General features: G+C 67.4%; 15 protein-coding genes. 7 read left to right on the forward strand and 8 right to left on the reverse strand.

Translation table 11 applies throughout. The features are described 5' to 3' along the window. Positions 1 to 92 precede the first annotated feature (92 nt). Positions 93 to 800: a C40 family peptidase gene (locus QKY98_RS18630; RefSeq protein WP_284671376.1), complete on the reverse strand. Its 708-nt coding sequence runs from the start codon at positions 798 to 800 to the stop codon at positions 93 to 95. A gap of 281 nt (positions 801 to 1,081) precedes the next feature. Here QKY98_RS18630 and QKY98_RS18635 point away from each other — a divergent pair, with 281 nt between their 5' ends. Next, positions 1,082 to 1,486 carry an NINE protein gene (locus tag QKY98_RS18635; RefSeq protein ID WP_007161671.1) on the forward strand — a complete coding sequence of 135 codons (405 nt, stop codon included), beginning with the start codon at positions 1,082 to 1,084 and terminating at the stop codon, positions 1,484 to 1,486. Between the two features lie 50 nt (positions 1,487 to 1,536). Here QKY98_RS18635 and QKY98_RS18640 read toward each other — a convergent pair whose 3' ends face one another. From QKY98_RS18640 to gshB, 7 genes are all read right to left on the reverse strand, one after another. Further along, complete coding sequence (locus tag QKY98_RS18640; RefSeq protein WP_284671377.1) at positions 1,537 to 2,814, reverse strand: dihydroorotase; 1,278 nt, start codon at positions 2,812 to 2,814, stop codon at positions 1,537 to 1,539. Then, positions 2,811 to 3,809: an aspartate carbamoyltransferase catalytic subunit gene (locus tag QKY98_RS18645; RefSeq protein ID WP_007161673.1), complete on the reverse strand. Its 999-nt coding sequence runs from the start codon at positions 3,807 to 3,809 to the stop codon at positions 2,811 to 2,813. Before QKY98_RS18645 ends, QKY98_RS18640 begins: the two co-directional genes overlap by 4 nt. 15 nt (positions 3,810 to 3,824) lie before the next feature. Beyond that, the gene (gene pyrR / locus QKY98_RS18650; protein WP_027598880.1) at positions 3,825 to 4,334 is read right to left on the reverse strand and encodes a bifunctional pyr operon transcriptional regulator/uracil phosphoribosyltransferase PyrR; all 510 of its coding nucleotides are present in this window, start codon (positions 4,332 to 4,334) and stop codon (positions 3,825 to 3,827) included. Positions 4,335 to 4,336: 2 nt separating this feature from the next. Continuing rightward, the gene (gene ruvX, locus QKY98_RS18655) at positions 4,337 to 4,789 is read right to left on the reverse strand and encodes a Holliday junction resolvase RuvX (protein WP_027598879.1); all 453 of its coding nucleotides are present in this window, start codon (positions 4,787 to 4,789) and stop codon (positions 4,337 to 4,339) included. Then, positions 4,786 to 5,355 carry a YqgE/AlgH family protein gene (locus QKY98_RS18660; RefSeq protein ID WP_007161676.1) on the reverse strand — a complete coding sequence of 190 codons (570 nt, stop codon included), beginning with the start codon at positions 5,353 to 5,355 and terminating at the stop codon, positions 4,786 to 4,788. The genes ruvX and QKY98_RS18660 overlap by 4 nt, the downstream gene beginning before the upstream one ends. Before the next feature lie 55 nt (positions 5,356 to 5,410). Further along, complete coding sequence (locus tag QKY98_RS18665; RefSeq protein WP_284671378.1) at positions 5,411 to 6,289, reverse strand: energy transducer TonB; 879 nt, start codon at positions 6,287 to 6,289, stop codon at positions 5,411 to 5,413. A 103-nt stretch (positions 6,290 to 6,392) separates the two neighbouring features. Beyond that, positions 6,393 to 7,343 (reverse strand): glutathione synthase, encoded by a 951-nt coding sequence (gene gshB, locus QKY98_RS18670; protein ID WP_027598876.1) that lies wholly within the window; start codon positions 7,341 to 7,343, stop codon positions 6,393 to 6,395. 220 nt (positions 7,344 to 7,563) lie between these two features. On the opposite strand from gshB, the gene pilG reads away from it, so the two are divergent. The 6 genes from pilG to QKY98_RS18700 form a co-directional block, all read left to right on the forward strand. Beyond that, positions 7,564 to 7,971 carry a twitching motility response regulator PilG gene (gene pilG, locus QKY98_RS18675; RefSeq protein ID WP_007161679.1) on the forward strand — a complete coding sequence of 136 codons (408 nt, stop codon included), beginning with the start codon at positions 7,564 to 7,566 and terminating at the stop codon, positions 7,969 to 7,971. 40 nt (positions 7,972 to 8,011) lie between these two features. Next, entirely contained in the window at positions 8,012 to 8,377 is a 366-nt protein-coding gene (gene pilH / locus QKY98_RS18680; RefSeq protein ID WP_007161680.1) for a twitching motility response regulator PilH, read from the forward strand. Positions 8,378 to 8,426: 49 nt separating this feature from the next. Continuing rightward, positions 8,427 to 8,963, forward strand: coding sequence for a chemotaxis protein CheW (locus QKY98_RS18685; RefSeq protein WP_007161681.1), 537 nt, complete (start codon positions 8,427 to 8,429; stop codon positions 8,961 to 8,963). A gap of 161 nt (positions 8,964 to 9,124) precedes the next feature. Continuing rightward, positions 9,125 to 11,155, forward strand: coding sequence for a methyl-accepting chemotaxis protein (locus tag QKY98_RS18690; RefSeq protein WP_027598875.1), 2,031 nt, complete (start codon positions 9,125 to 9,127; stop codon positions 11,153 to 11,155). A gap of 61 nt (positions 11,156 to 11,216) precedes the next feature. Next, complete coding sequence (locus tag QKY98_RS18695; RefSeq protein WP_081347946.1) at positions 11,217 to 12,065, forward strand: CheR family methyltransferase; 849 nt, start codon at positions 11,217 to 11,219, stop codon at positions 12,063 to 12,065. A gap of 11 nt (positions 12,066 to 12,076) precedes the next feature. Then, a partial coding sequence (locus QKY98_RS18700; RefSeq protein ID WP_284671379.1) for a FimL-related protein occupies positions 12,077 to 15,704 on the forward strand: 3,628 nt, incomplete at its 3' end.

A 15,704-nucleotide genomic window follows, 5' to 3' on the forward strand; every position in this document is an offset into this window, starting at 1 on the left:
GCGGAGCGTCGTTCAATGGCTTTGCGCCGGGCGGCGCCGAGTGGAGCGACACTCCGCCGGGCGGTAGTGCCCGGCGGAGCGAGGGGGAGGGATCAGGACTTGCGGGTACGCTTGGTACGCGGCTTGTCCGCGACGGGATCGGCTTCCGCCGCCAGAGTGGTGGGCTGCTGCAGCACGCGCTTGGCCGAGGCGAAGCGCTTGGTCCAGTAGGGCTTGCTCAGGTGATCGACGCGCACGCTCTCGCCACTGCGCGGGGCATGGACGAATCTATCGTTGCCCAGGTAGATGGCGACGTGATCGATACCGCTGCGCTGACCGGTCTTGAAGAACACCAGGTCGCCGGCCTTGAGATCGCCACGGGCGACCTTGGGTCCCTTGAGCTGGGCCAGCTCCCGGGAAGTACGCGGCAGCTTGACGTTGTGCACGTCGCGATAGACGTAGTTGACCAGGCCGCTGCAATCCAGACCGTTCTGCGGATTGGTACCGCCGAAGCGATAGGGCGTGCCGACCAGGTCCATGGCGCGGGTCGCCACCTGGGCGCCGACGTTGCGGGTGGCGGCCTGGGTGGTGGCCTGTTTGCGGTGCAGGGCGCTGGTCGCACGGGCGGCGCGCTTGGCGCGGGCCGCGGAGGCTGCCTGGGCACGGTCGACGCTGGCGACGTGGCGAGCGGCGGCCTTGGGTGCGGGAGCAGCGGCGGCGTGCCGGGCGGTCTTGGGAGCTGAGGCGGCGGTGACATGCCGGGCTGCGACCTTGTGGACCGGAGCGGCAGTGCGCGCTGCAGAGTTCTCTTTCGCTTGCACTGCCGCGGGCAGTACAAGACAGGCGGAGAGCCATGTCAGAAGAAATAGACGCATTGTCGTAGGGGTGTCTGAAGATCGAAGCGAGGGATTCTATACCAACCCTGTGGATATTTTGTGCACCTCTCATCAAGAAATTATGTAATTTTTAGCGGAAAGTGAGGTCCCTTGAGCGCCAGCCAGTGAGACTCCCTGGGCATTCATCCAGTTTTCGACATAAAGTCACGGTGAAGGTAAGGGTGTAGGTAAGGCGGGTCTTTTCCTTCAGTCGCGAGGTAGTAGGCATGCGGTATCAGGACACCCACAGCAAGGTCATGGGCTATCTGCTGTGGATCTTCGGCTTTCTCGGCGCCCACCGCTTCTACTATGGCAAGCCGGTCACCGGCACGATCTGGTTCTGCACCCTGGGCCTGCTGGGCATCGGCTGGCTGATCGACCTCTTCCTGATCCCGGCCATGGATCGCGAGGCGGACCTGCGCTTCCAGTCCGGCTCGCTCAACTACAGCCTGGGCTGGATCCTGCTGACCTTTCTCGGCATCTTCGGCGTGCACCGCCTCTACCTGGGCAAGTGGATCACCGCCATCCTCTATTTCTTTACGGCGGGTTTCTTCCTGCTGGGCGTGCTCTACGACTTCTGGACGCTCAATTCGCAGATCTCCGAAGAGAATCGCCGGCGGCTGGTGCGCTAGCGTCGGCTGGATGGCAAGAAGAAGGGGCTCCATGGAGCCCCTTCTTCTATTCAGGCGTCACGGCGGTAGGTGGTGCGGCCACCCACCAGGGTGCGTTCGATGCGTCCCCCCAGGGTGAGGCCCTGGAAGGGGCAGTTGCGCCCACGGGACAGCCAGGGCGTGGCGGCCTGGGCGGTCGGCTGCTGGGCGAACAGCACCAGGTCCGCCGGCAGGCCCTTGGCCAAGCGGCCTGCCGCGAGGCGCAGGGCCTGGGCCGGGCCGCTGGTGAGGCGGGCCAGCAGGGTCGGCAGATCCAGCAGGCCATCGTCCACCAGGGTCAGGGCCAGGGGCAGCAGCAATTCGACGCTGCTGATGCCCGGCTCGGTGGCGGCGAAGGGCGCCAGCTTGGCGTCCGCCTCGTGGGGCTGGTGATGGCTGGAGATGGCGCCGATCACCCCGTCCCGTACCCCGGCGCGCAGGGCGTCGCGATCGCGCGCGGTGCGCAGCGGCGGCTTGACGTGATAGAGACTGGAAAAGCCCTGCAGGGCCTCGTCGGTGAGCAGCAACTGGTAGAGCGCCACATCGGCGGTCACCGGCAGGCCGCGCGCCTGGGCGGCGGCGATCATCTCCACCGCGCGGGCACTGGTCAGCTGCCCGAAGTGGGCGCGCACGCCACTCTGTTCCACCAGCAGCAGGTCACGCGACAGGGCGATGGTCTCCGCGGTCTCCGGGATGCCGGTGAGCCCCAGGAAGCTGGCGGTGGGCCCTTCGTGGGCCAGGCCGCCGTGGGCCAGATCGGCGTCCAGGGCGGTAAAGACCACGGTGAGGTCGAAGGTGGCGGCGTATTCCAGCGCCCGCCGCTGCACCCGCAGATTCTCGAAGGGCTGCAGGCCGTTGGTGAAGGCCACGCAACCGGCGTCGCGCAGGGCCATCAGTTCGGCCAGCTGTTCCCCGCCCAGGCCCTTGGTCAGGGCGCCGATGGGGTGGACGCGAGCGTGATCGGCGGTGCGCGCCCGGTCGAGGATGAGTTCGGCCACCGCCGTGGTGTCCAGCACCGGGCGGGTGGTGGGCGGGCAACAGAGGCTGGTGACGCCACCGGCCGCGGCGGCGCGGGTCTCGCTGTCGACGTTGCCCTTGCGGGTCAGGCCCGGTTCGCACAGGGCGACATCCAGATCGACCAGGCCGGGCGCCAGGATCAGGCCGCTGGCGTCCAGCTGCTCGTCGGCCTGGAAGCCCGAGGGCGCCTCGCCGAGGGCGAGGATGCGACCCTGGTCGACATGGACGTCGCCGATCCGGTCGAGACGGGTGGCCGGGTCGATCACCCGGGCATTGCGGATGCTCAGGCTCACTGCGCATTCTCCTGTAGCTGACGCTGGGCCGTCTGCCCGCTCATGGTCATCGACAAGACCGCCATGCGGACCGCGATGCCGTAGGTGACCTGGTTGAGGATGACCGACTGCTCGCCATCGGCGACCGCGGACTCGATTTCGACGCCCCGGTTGATCGGCCCGGGGTGCATGACGATGGCATCGGGCTTGGCGCGCGCCAGGCGCTGGCGGGTCAGGCCGAACAGCCGGTAGTACTCGCCTTCGCTGGGCAAGAGGCCGCCCTGCATGCGCTCGCGTTGCAGGCGCAGCATGATCACCACGTCCACGCCGTCCAGGCCCTCGGCCAGGTCGGTGAAGGTGCGTACGCCATAGAGTTCTTCGAGGCCGACCGGCAGCAGGGTGCGCGGGGCGATCACGCGGATGTCGCGGCAACCCAGGGTGCGCAGCGCCAGCATGTCGGAGCGGGCGACCCGCGAATGCAGGATGTCGCCGACGATGGCCACCGACAGGTTGGCGAAATCGCCCTTGTGGCGGCGAATGGTCAGCATGTCGAGCATGCCCTGGGTGGGGTGCGCATGGCGGCCGTCGCCACCGTTGATGATGGCCACATCGGGGCAGACGTGCTCGGCGATGAAGTGGGCGGCGCCGGAATCGGCGTGGCGCACCACGAACATATCGGCAGCCATGGCTTCCAGGTTGCGCAGGGTGTCGAACAGCGTCTCGCCCTTGCTGGTGGAGGAGGTGGAGACGTTGAGGGTGATGACGTCCGCCGACAGCCGCTTGGCCGCCAGTTCGAAGGTGGTGCGGGTGCGGGTCGAATTTTCGAAGAAGACGTTGCACACGGTCTTGCCGCGCAGCAACGGCACCTTTTTCACCGCCCGGGCACCGACCTCGAGAAAGGAGTCGGCGGTGTCGAGCAATTCGGTGAGGAGTTCGGCGGGCAGGTCGTCGAGTGACAGGAAGTGGCGCAATTGGCCCTGGGCGTTGAGTTGCAGCGAACGCGTAGCGTCGGTCATGGCGGCAGATCCAGGTCAGGCGGCGGGGACGTCGCGGTATTCGAGGGCGAGCGGCGAGGGGCCGGTCAGCTTGACGCGCTGGGTGGGGGCCAGGGTCAGGGTGGCGCCCACCACGTCAGGCTGGATCGGCAATTCGCGGGCATTGACGTCCAGCAGGCAGACCAGGGTCACACTGGCGGGACGGCCATAGTCGAAGAGTTCGTTGAGCGCCGCGCGCACGGTACGGCCACTCATCAGCACGTCGTCCACCAGCACCAGGTGGCGCCCGTCGATCTCGAACGGCAGGGCCGAGGGGCGCACCTGGGGGTGCAGGCCCTTCTGGGTGAAGTCGTCACGGTAGAAGGAGACGTCCAGGCTGCCCAGCGGGGTGTCAAGGCCGAGTTCGGCCAGCAGGGCCTCGGCGACCCAGAGGCCGCCGGTGTGGATGCCGACGAAGCCGGGGTCGGTGATGCCACGACGATCCAGCGACAGGCGCAGGTCGGCGGCCAGCCGCGGCAGGAGCTCGGCGGGAGAGGGCAGGTGCATGGCTACTCCGATTGCGGGCGCGCGGCCCGTTCCAGTTGTTGGGTCAGCCAGCCTTCCAGGAGAAGGGCGGCGGCAAGGGCATCCACCGGGCGCTCGCGATAGCCGTCGCGCTGACCGCCCTGCAGGCGCTCGCCCTTGGCGGCATAGGTGGTGAGGCGCTCGTCATGGGTATGCACGGGCAGGCCGTAGCGGCCGTGCAGGCGGCGGGCGAAGCGTTCGGCGCGCTCGCTCATCTCGCTGGGGGTGCCGTCCATGTTCAGCGGCAGGCCGACCACCAGGGCGGTGGGCCGCCACTCGTCCAGCAGCCGCTGGATCTGCTGCCAGTCGGGTACGCCGTTCTGCGCCTTGAGGGTGAGCAGTTCGCGGGCCTGACCGGTCACGGCCTGGCCGACGGCGACGCCGATCTGCCGGGTGCCGTAGTCGAAGCCCAGGTAGAGCCCGCTGGGCGCGCTCATGCGTGGCCCGCCTGGCGCGAGAGCAGGCGCAGGTCGACCCCCAGCAGGGCGGCGGCCGCGCCGAGGCGCTGCTCGCTCGGCGTCTCGAACAGCAGGGCGCTGGTGGCCGGGGTGGTGAGCCAGAGATTGGCGGCGAGTTCTTCTTCCAGTTGGCCGGGCCCCCAGCCGCTGTAGCCCAGGGTGATCAGGTGGCGGCTCGGACCGGTGCCGTCGGAGAGGGCGAAGAGCACGTCCGGCGAGGTGGTCAGGCTCAGTTCTTCGAGTTCCAGGGTGTTCTGGAACACCGGGCCGGCGTCATGCAGGACGAAGCCGCGATCGGTCTGCACCGGACCGCCGGCATAGAGCACCACTCGGGTGTCTTCCGGGGTGGCCGGTATGTCCGGACGCAGCTGTTCGAGCAGGTCGTCCAGGTGCAGGCCATTGGGCCGGTTGATCACCAGGCCCATGGCGCCGTCCGGGCCATGGTCGACGAGGTAGATCACCGTCTCGGCGAAATTGGGATCGTCCATCTGCGGCATGGCGATCAGGAGCTGGTGCTGTAGGGTGGTGCTGGAGGTCGGCTTCATGACCGGCAAGTTTCCCGGTTGCGCGGTCCGGCTTCAAGTCCAACGGCGTCCCGGGCTATTGACTGGACAGGCGGTCGCCACGCTCGAAGCGCCAGGTGCGGATGATCTCCAGGCGGTCGATGTCGGCCAGGTCGCCGCTGAAGGGGGCGAAGGGCGCCGCCAGCCGGACGATGCGCAGCGCCGCCTGATCGAGTACCTGGCGCCCCGAGGACTCCAGCACCTGGACCTCGTAGAGCGAGCCGTCCTTGTTGATGGACACCAGCAGGCGCAGGCTGCCGTAGAGGCGGTCGCGCTTGGCCTGTTCGGGGTAGTTGAGATTGCCGATGCGCTCGATCTTGCGCCGCCATTCTTCCTTGTAGCGGGCGCCCTTATCCTTTTGCGTCGAGGCGGCGTTGATCCGCCAGATCTTTGGCCGCTTGGCGTATTGCTGGCGCTCTTCGGCGAGCTGGGCCTCCAGGCTGGCGAGTTCGGCGGCCTGGCTGTCGGACTCGGGACTCGGCGCATCGCGCTGCTCCCGTTCGGGCGTCTCGCGACTGGGTTCGGCCTTGGTCGGCCGCGCGGCGCGGGTGGTCACCGCCGCCTTGGGTGCCTGGGCGCGATCCGCTGCGGGCGGGCGGGCTGGGGGCGCGGCCTGGCGGATCTCGCTGTCGTGGAAGGGCGCCTGCACCGGGGTGCTCGGGGCCGCCGCCTTGTCCAGGGTGCCACTGCCCTGCTGGTTCTCCTGGGCGAGGAAGTCGGCCTGCTTGGGCGCCTCGTCGCTCTTGAAGCTGGCCAGCGTCACCTCCAGGGTGCGGCTGATCTGGGTGGGCTCGGGCAGCGAAAAGCCGACGCCGAGAATCAGCACGACGTGCAGCAGGATCGCGATGAGCAGCGTGAAGCCCAGGCGGTCGGCGGGACGAACCTGGCTGGCGGGGGAGGAGGCGGTGCTGGGCATTGACTGGGTCGGCAAGGGCAGAGGACGCGCGGCAGGGCTGGCGCCAGTCTGCGGATTGTGTCCGCGGTTGTCCATGCCGCCACCGGCGGCACGGACCCTCGCCTCAGCCCGCGCGTTGCTGCGCGATCACCTCCATGAGGCGCTCGGCGATGCGGGTGTCATAGGCCGCATCGATCTCGCGGATGCAGGTCGGACTGGTGACGTTGATCTCGGTGAGGTGTTCGCCGATCACGTCCAGACCGACAAAGAGCAGGCCGCGCTTGCGCAGTTCCGGGCCCACCGTGGCGGCGATTTCGCGATCCCGCGCCGACAGCGGCTGGGCGACGCCCCGGCCACCGGCGGCCAGGTTGCCGCGGGTCTCGCCCTGGGCCGGAATGCGCGCCAGGCAATAGTCCACGGGTTGACCGTCGATCATCAGGATGCGCTTGTCGCCGTCCTTGATGCCTGGCAGGTAGCGCTGGGCGATGATCTGCTGAGTGCCGTGGGCGGTCAGGGTCTCGAGGATCACCGAGAGATTGGGATCGCCTTCGCGGTGGCGGAACACGGAGCTGCCGCCCATGCCGTCCAGCGGCTTGAGGATGACGTCGCCATGGGTGCGGGCGAATTCGCGGATGATGTCGGCGCGGCGGCTGACCAGGGTCGGCGGTGCCAGCTCGGGAAACAGGGTGGCAAAGAACTTCTCGTTGCAGTCGCGCAGGCTGGCCGGGCGATTCACCACCAGGGTGCCGCCACGCTCGGCCTGCTCCAGCAGGTAGGTGGCATAGACGAATTCGTTGTCGAAGGGCGGATCCTTGCGCATCAGGATCACGTCCAGCTCGCGCAGGGGCAGGTCGACGTCCTCGCCAAAGGCGAACCAGCGCTCCGGATCCTGGAACACGTCCAGCTGTCGACCGCGACCACGGGCCTCGCCATCGACCTGGTACAGGTCCTGCATCTCGAAATAGTGCAGGGTCCAGCCGCGCGCCTTGGCCGCCCACAGCATGGCCATGGAGCTATCCTTCTTATAGGAGATGCGTTCGATGGGATCCATGACGATCCCCAGGCGGATACTCATTGACGCTAGACCTCGGTTGTACGTGGGCAAGGCGTCAGAATAGCCCTTCGATCCCCTCCAGTGCCAATGCTTGCGCGATCGTCGTGGCGGGCGGGCCGGTGGTCCGCCACCAGGGGATCTGCGTGGTACGTCACGGTATTGTGTGCTACAAAGAGGCGCCGCCAAAGTGCCCGGATCGACATCATTCACGTTTCATCGACGATGAGCTGGTAGCTTGAACATGGAACAGTATTCGGAAGGGCTGAAGGTCATGGTGATCGACGACTCGAAGACGATTCGTCGGACCGCCGAGACCCTGCTCAAGAAAGTTGGCTGCGAGGTCATCACCGCCATCGATGGATTCGATGCGCTCGCCAAGATCGCCGATAGTCACCCCCACATCATCTTCGTGGACATCATGATGCCGCGACTGGATGGCTATCAGACCTGCGCGCTGATCAAGAACAACAGCGCCTTCCGCGCGACGCCCGTCATCATGCTGTCCTCCCGTGACGGGCTCTTCGACAAGGCCAAGGGCCGCATCGTCGGCTCTGACCAGTACCTCACCAAACCCTTCAGCAAAGAAGAGCTGATCGGTGCGATCAAGACCCACGTCCCCAGTTTCACTCCGCTCGAACAAGCGTCCTGAGTGTCCTGAGGCGGGCGATTCAATCTAGTAGGAAATTTTCATGGCTCGAATTCTGATCGTCGACGACTCTCCCACCGAGATGTACAAGCTCACCGCCATGCTGGAAAAGCATGGGCATCAGGTGCTCAAGGCCGAGAACGGTGCCGACGGCGTCGCCCTGGCCCGCCAGGAGAAGCCGGACGCGGTGCTGATGGATATCGTCATGCCCGGCCTCAATGGCTTCCAGGCCACCCGGCAGCTGACCAAGGATGCCGAGACCAGCCACATCCCGGTGGTCATCGTCACCACCAAGGACCAGGAAACCGACAAGGTCTGGGGCAAGCGCCAGGGCGCCAAGGACTACCTCACCAAGCCCATCGACGAAGACACCCTGCTGCGCACCCTGGCGGGTGTCCTGCAAGGCTGAGGTCTTTCGTCCGTTTCTCGCGGCAGCGCCCCACTGGGCAGGGAATCCTATGAGCGACGCCACCACGCCCTACGAACTCTTGCGCCTGATCGATCTGCGCTGCCGCGAGCGGGCGGCCGGCCTGCCAGCGCAGCAGGAAAACCAGCGCAGCTGGAGCGGTATCGGCTTTCGCCTCGGTGAATTGCGCTTCGTGATTCCCATGGGCGAGGTCAGCGAGATCCTGCCGGAGCCGCGCTTCACCGCGCTGCCCGGCGTCAAGCCGTGGCTCAAGGGCGTGGCCAACGTGCGTGGTCGCCTGCTGCCGATCGCCGACCTGGGGCAATTCCTCGGCGTGAAGATCCAGGCCCTGCGCAAACAGCGGCGCATCCTGATCGTCGACCATGGCGACCTCTTCGTCGGGTTGGCGGTTGACGAAGTCCTGGGGATGCAGCATTTCGACATCGAGGCCTATCGCGAGCACGCCGACAGCGTGCCGGCGGGCCTGCACTTCTTTCTGGAAGGTGTCTTCCAACGCGACGTGCCCTGGCTGGTCTGCAGCCCGCGCGCCTTGGTTGAGCATCCCGAGTTCATGGACGTCGCGGCCTAGCGGGTCGGAGGTCCGGACGCTGCAAGGCGGATCGGGGTCGGGATGGCAGGAGCCGTCGCCGACGGGTGGGGGTAGGGCGACGAGCACCGGCTTCAAGCAAACCGGTCCGGCGTCCGACAAGGATAGAACTAAAGGAACCAAGGTCCAGGCGGGGGCCGCTGATGAACAAACTCAATACCGGGAAACTCAACGCGTGGGTCGCGGGCATGTTCGTGGTGCTGATCGTCGCGATCGTGCTGCTGTTCGCCAACTTCGCGTACCTGGGCACTCAGACCAACTACGACAACCAGTATCAGGGCCAGGCCACCGAGCTGCGCATCCTCTCGCAGCAGCTGGCCAAGAGTGCCAGTGAGGCCGCGACCGGCAAGGCCGACGCCTTCAAGGACCTGCGCCAGGCCCGTGCCGAATTCGAGCGCCGCCTGAACATCCTGCGCAGCGGCGATCCGCAGACCGGCCTGCCGGCGTCGCCGGCGATCCTCCGCCCGCGGCTGGACACCCTGGAGTCCCAGTGGGAGGCCCAGCGCAAGCAGGTCGACACCATGCTCGGCAGCGAGCAGACCGTACTGTCCCTGCACCAGCTGTCCGGCGCCCTGGCCGACACCATCCCCCAGCTGCAGGTCGAGAACGAAGAGATCGTCGACATCCTGATCGAGCGCGGCGCGCCCGCCAGTCAGGTGGTGGTGGCCCAGCGGCAGGCGCTGCTCGCCGAGCGGATCCTCGGCGCCATCAACAAGATCCTCACCGGCGACGAAGCCGCCGTGCAGGCGGCCGACAGCTTTGGTCGCGACGCCAGCCTGTTCGGCCGGGTGCTCAAGGCCATGCGCGAAGGCAATGCCTCCATGGGCATCGCCAAGATCACCGATCCCGAGGCGGTCGGCCGCCTCAACGAAGCCAACAAGCTGTTCGAATTCGTCTCCGGCAACGTCGACGAGATCCTCGCGACCTCGCCCGAACTGCTGCAGATCCGTTCCGCCGTGGGCCTGATCTACCGCGGTTCCCAGGCGCTGCTCGGTTCCGCCTCGGACCTGAGCGCCGGTTACGCGTCGCTGGCCCAGAGCCGCAAGATCAACACCGTGGGCAGCTACCTGCTGGTGTTCATCGCCCTCGGCGCCATCCTCTGCATCGGCTACATCCTGGTGCGCGACACCCGCCGCCGCCTGGCCGAGACCGACGAGAAGAACCAGCGCAACCAGACCGCCATTCTGCGTCTGCTGGACGAGATCGCCGACCTCGCCGACGGTGACCTGACCGTGCAGGCCACGGTGACCGAAGACTTCACCGGCGCCATCGCCGACTCCATCAACTACTCCATCGACCAGCTGCGCGAACTGGTGGAAACCATCAACCAGACCGCCGTCCAGGTGGCCGCCGCCGCCCAGGAGTCCCAGGACACCGCCACCGTGCTGGCGGAGGCCTCGGAACACCAGGCCCAGGAAATCGCCGGGGCCTCCGCGGCGATCAACGAGATGGCCGTGTCCATCGACCAGGTATCCACCAACGCCTCCGAATCCACCGCGGTGGCGGAGCGCTCCGTGGCCATCGCCAACAAGGGCAACCAGGTGGTGCACAACACCATCATCGGCATGGACAGCATTCGCGAACAGATCCAGGACACCGCCAAGCGGATCAAGCGCCTGGGCGAGTCGTCCCAGGAGATCGGCGACATCGTCGGCCTGATCAACGACATCGCCGACCAGACCAACATCCTGGCCCTGAACGCCGCCATCCAGGCCTCCATGGCCGGTGACGCCGGCCGCGGCTTCGCCGTGGTCGCCGACGAGGTCCAGCGCCTCGCCGAACGTTCCTCCGGCGCCACCAAGCAGATCGAGGCCCTGGTCAAGGCGATCCAGACCGACACCAACGAAGCGGTCATCTCCATGGAGCAGACCACCTCGGAAGTGGTGCGCGGGGCCGCCCTGGCCCAGGACGCCGGTGTGGCCCTGGAAGAGATCGAGAAGGTATCGCAGAGCCTCGCCGGGCTGATCCAGAACATCTCCAATGCCGCGCGCCAGCAGTCTTCGTCCGCCAGCCACATCTCCAGCACCATGAACGTGATTCAGGAGATCACCTCGCAGACCTCGGCCGGCACCACCGCCACCGCGCGCAGCATCGGCGAGCTGGCCAAGCTGGCCAGCGAGATGCGGCGTTCGGTCTCGGGCTTCAATCTGCCGAACGAGCAGCCGCTGGGCTGACCGCAGCGGCCGCATCGCGGTGTGGCGAGGGGGAGACGGGGTGAGGGAGTCGAGTTGGGCGTTGCGCCGTGCTCCCGAGCTGCCGGATGCGGACTTCGAGCGTTGGCGACAGCTGCTCGAGATGCGCGCCGGCATGGTACTGGACGATCGCCAGCGCAGCTTTCTGCAGATCCAGCTGGCCGCGCGCATGCGCGAACTGGAGATCGCGGATTACGACAGCTACTACCAGGTCGTCTGCGCGGGCATCGGCGGGCGCATCGAATGGGTCCGGCTGCTCGATCGGCTGACCATCCAGGCCACCCGCTTCTTTCGCCATCCACCGTCCTTCGCGCTGCTGGAAGCCTATGTGAGTGAATTCGCCCGGACCACCGAGGGCAACGGTCTGACCCTGTGGAGTCTGGGGTGCGCCAGTGGAGAGGAAGCGTTTTCGATGGCCATCAGTACCGCCGAAGCTCTGGCCCGGCAGCCACGCCCCCTGACGTTCGCCCTGACCGGTACCGACATCAGCAGCGAAGCACTACGCCAGGCGCGGCAGGGGACCTACAGCCTGCAGCGGCTGGCTGGGGTGCCGGCCAGCCTGCGCGAGCGCTATTTCCGCACCCATGCGGACGGCAGTTTCGAGGTCACCGCGGGCCTGGCGGAGCGACTGTGCTTCGCCCGACTCAATGTGCTGGAACTGGGGCAGGCCCCCTTGCAGGGGCTCAATGTCATTTTTTGTCAGAACTTGCTGATTTATTTCCGCCGCTGGCTGCGTCGAGACCTGCTCAACCAGCTGGTCCAGCGGCTTGCACCGGGTGGGCTCTTGGTCCTGGGTGTCGGTGAGGTGAGCAATTGGAGCCACCCGCAACTGGTACCCGTCGATCATCCCGAAGTCCTGGCGTTCACCCGCCAGGTAAGCCCCCCGGCATGACAGGAGCCGAGATGATCGATCGACACGACTACGTAGCCCTCGAGTGGGTCAAGGGAGAGATCGCCGAAACCTTGCAGCAGGCCCGCAAGGCGCTCGAGGCGTTCGTCGACAACCCGCACGACCGTAGCCGCCTGGGTTTCTGCCGGACCTATGTGCACCAGGTCTACGGCACCCTGCAGATGGTGGAGTTCTATGGCGCCGCGCTGCTCGCCGAAGAGATGGAGCTGCTGCTGCAGGCCCTTCACGAAGAGCGGGTGAACAGCTCGGACGAGGCGCTGGAAGTCCTGATGCAGGCCATCCTGCAGGTGCCGCCCTATCTGGACCGGGTTCTCGAGGCCCGCCGCGATCTGCCACTGGCCATCCTGCCGCTGCTCAACGACCTGCGCTCGGCGCGCGGGGAAAAGCTGCTCTCGGAAACCAGCCTGTTCTCGCCGGATCTGTCCGCCACGCCGCTGTCGCTGAGCGATGCCGAACTGGCAGACCGCGCGGCGCCGGACTGGCTGCCACGCCTGCGCAAGCTGCGCCAGGCGCTGCAGGGCGCCCAGGTCGGACTGTTCCGCGACCGCGACGTCCAGTTGCACCTGGATTATCTGCTGCGGGTCTTCGAGCGGCTGGATCAGCTCTGCGCCGGCTCGCCCTTTGGCGCCCTCTGGCCGGTGGCGGCGGGTCTGACCGAGCTGTTGCAGGCCGGCGAGCTGGACAACAGCAGCTCGATCCGCGGTCTGCTCCGGCAACTGGATCGTGAACTCAAGCGACTCATCAGCGATGGGGTGACCACCCTCAACCAGCCGGCGCCGGCCGATCTGCTGAAGAATCTGCTGTTCTACCTGGCCAAGGCGCCGGTGCAGAGTCCGCGCATCGCCGCGCTCAAGGCGCACTATCGTCTCGACGAGGCCCTGCCGGATGCCGAGCTGGTGGGCTTCGAGCGTTCGCGCATCGTCGGTCCGGATCGCGAAGCCATGCGCTCGGTGGTGACCGCGCTGTGCGAAGAGCTGGTACAGATCAAGGACAGCCTGGACCTTTTCGTGCGCAGCGATCGCCAGCAGCCTGCCAGCCTGCGCGGCCTCCTGGCGCCGCTCAAGCAGATCGCCGATACCCTGGCGGTGCTGGGCTTCGGGCAGCCGCGCAAGGTGGTGCTGGAACAGCACGAAGCCGTGGCCGAACTGGCCGAAGGCGTGCGCGAGGCCAGCGACGCCGCCCTCATGGATATCGCCGGGGCGCTGCTCTATGTCGAAGCCACCCTGGCCGGCATGGTCAGTGGCAACGAGGTCGGCGATGCCGAGGAGAGCCGGCTGCCCACCACCGACATCGATCAGCTGCATCGGGTGGTGGTGCGCGAGGCGCGCAACGGCCTGGAGCAATCCAAGGACGCCATCATCGAGTTCATCGCCTCCCAGTGGAACCATGTTCACCTGGAGTCGGTGCCCCTGCTGCTGACCCAGGTCCGTGGCGGCCTGGCGATGATTCCGCTGGAACGGGCCGCGGCCCAGGTCCAGGCGGCCAACGACTACATCTGCCAGCAGCTGCTGGGCAAGCAGGCCGTGCCCGACTGGCAGAGTCTGGACACCCTGGCCGACGCCATCACCAGCGTCGAGTACTACCTGGAGCGCCTGGCGGAAGACCCGTCTACGCCTCACGACATGATTCTCGACATCGCCGACGAAAGCCTCATCGCTCTCGGCTATCCGCCCAGGGCGGCCGGCGAAGGCGAGGCGGCGGCCGCGCCCCTGGCCTCCGGCGAGGTCGAGCCGCCGGCTCAGGAGCTGCCCGAAGAATTGCCACCGCCGGCGGAGCCGGTGGCTGAAGAGGCGCTGGAACCTACCGCCCTGCCGGTCGAGGAGCCTGCGGACGCCGACGAAGAATTCCTGGTCGAATTCGAGCCTGCCGAAGCGCAGGAATCTCCGACCTCCGCGCCCCAGGCAGACGAGCAGGACGCGGCCGCGGTGAGCGATGAAGCGCCGCAGGCCGAGGCCGAGCCGGAGGGTGCAGAGCCCGAGGAGTTGCTGGCCGGCATCGAGCTGGACAGCCTGCCGCCGCCGACCCCCGATGCCGAGGCGATCGCCGAGGTGCTGGCGACGCCGGTCAACCCCATCAATCCTCCGGCGGCGCAGGTGCCGCAGGCGCTGCTGCCGCCCGCGGCCGATGCCGAGCCGGTCGAGGAGGAGCTGCGCGAGGTCTTTATCGAAGAGGCCGGCGAGGTCCAGGCCGAACTGGAGCGCTGGCTGCCGACCTGGCAGGCCGAGCCCGAGCAGCGCACCGCGCTGAGTGAATTGCGGCGCAACTTCCACACCCTCAAGGGCAGTGGCCGCATGGTCCAGGCGCTGGTCATCGGCGAACTGGCCTGGGCGCTGGAGAATCTGTTCAATCGCCGGCTGGATCACAGCGTCGCGCACAGCGCTGCCGTGCAGACGGTGGTCGAGCAGACCTGCGCGCTGCTGCCGGAGCTGGTCGCGGAATACGCTGCGGATCGTCAACGGCAACGTGACGACGTCGACTGGCTGGCCCACGCGGCCCATGCGCTGGCCCGCAACGAAGCCCTGCCCGAGCGAGCGCCGGCCGGCAGCGCGGCCCCGTCCGCGGCGGCTGCGCTGCCTGTGGCAGAGGTCTTCGAATCCGCGAGCCCGGCGCCTGCCGCCATCGAAGCCGATACCCAGCTGCTGGATATCTTCCGTACCGAGGCCCAGGCGCATCTGGAAACCGTACGCCGTTTCCTCGAGTCGGCCGACGCCGGCAGTGCCCAGCCGGTCTCCGACAATCTCCTGCGCGCCCTGCACACCCTCAAGGGCAGTGCCCATATGGCGGGCAGTTCGCCGATGGCCGAGCTGGCGTCGGCGCTGGAGCGGCTGGCCAAGGAATACAAGCTCGCCCATGTCGCCTTCGCCGAACCCGAGTGCGGCTTGCTCGCCCAGGGCGCCGAGTTGCTGGAGCAGCGACTGGCCGAACTCGACGAAGGGTCGCTGGCGACCCCGCTGGCGGGTGCGGCGGAAGTGATTGCGCGCTGCGAAGGGCTGCTGGAAGAGCTGAATCCCCAGTTGCCGATCCCCGCGGCGCCGCTGCCAGAGCAGCGTGACGTCCTGCGCCTGACCGATTTCCTGATGCCGGCCATGGATCTGCTGCTGGAAGCCGACGAGCGCCTGCATGCCTGGCGCACCGACGGTGATCTGGCTGCCTGCCCGGATCTGCTGGCCGAACGCCTGAACACCTTTGCCGACGGGGCCGCCCGGGTCGGGTTGGCCGATGTCGAGCAACTGGCCGAAGCCCTGCAGGTGGTCTATGCCGCCGCGGCGAGCGGTTCGCTGCCCGCCGATGCGGCTTTCTTCCGCGAGGCGGAAGAGGCCCAGGAAGCCCTGATCAGCATGCTCAATCAGCTGGCCGGTGGCATGCGGGCGACGCCCAGCGAGGAACGTATCCAGGGCCTGCGTGGCCTGCTGGCCGGCATTCTCGCCGGGTTGCCCATGGCGGACACCAGCCTGCTGGCCGAGCCCGAACCCGAAGAGCTCTTCGATCCGGCAACGGCCACGCCGGTGGCACCTGAGCTGGCGCTGGACGTCGAACTGCCCGCCGAAGCCGAAGCCGAAGCCGAAGCCGAAGCCGAAGCCGAAGCCGAAGCCGAAGCCGAAGCCGAAGCCGAAGCCGAAG

The organism is Pseudomonas sp. HR1, assembly GCF_030175875.1.
GTDB classification, from domain to species: domain Bacteria; phylum Pseudomonadota; class Gammaproteobacteria; order Pseudomonadales; family Pseudomonadaceae; genus Chryseomonas; species Chryseomonas oryzihabitans.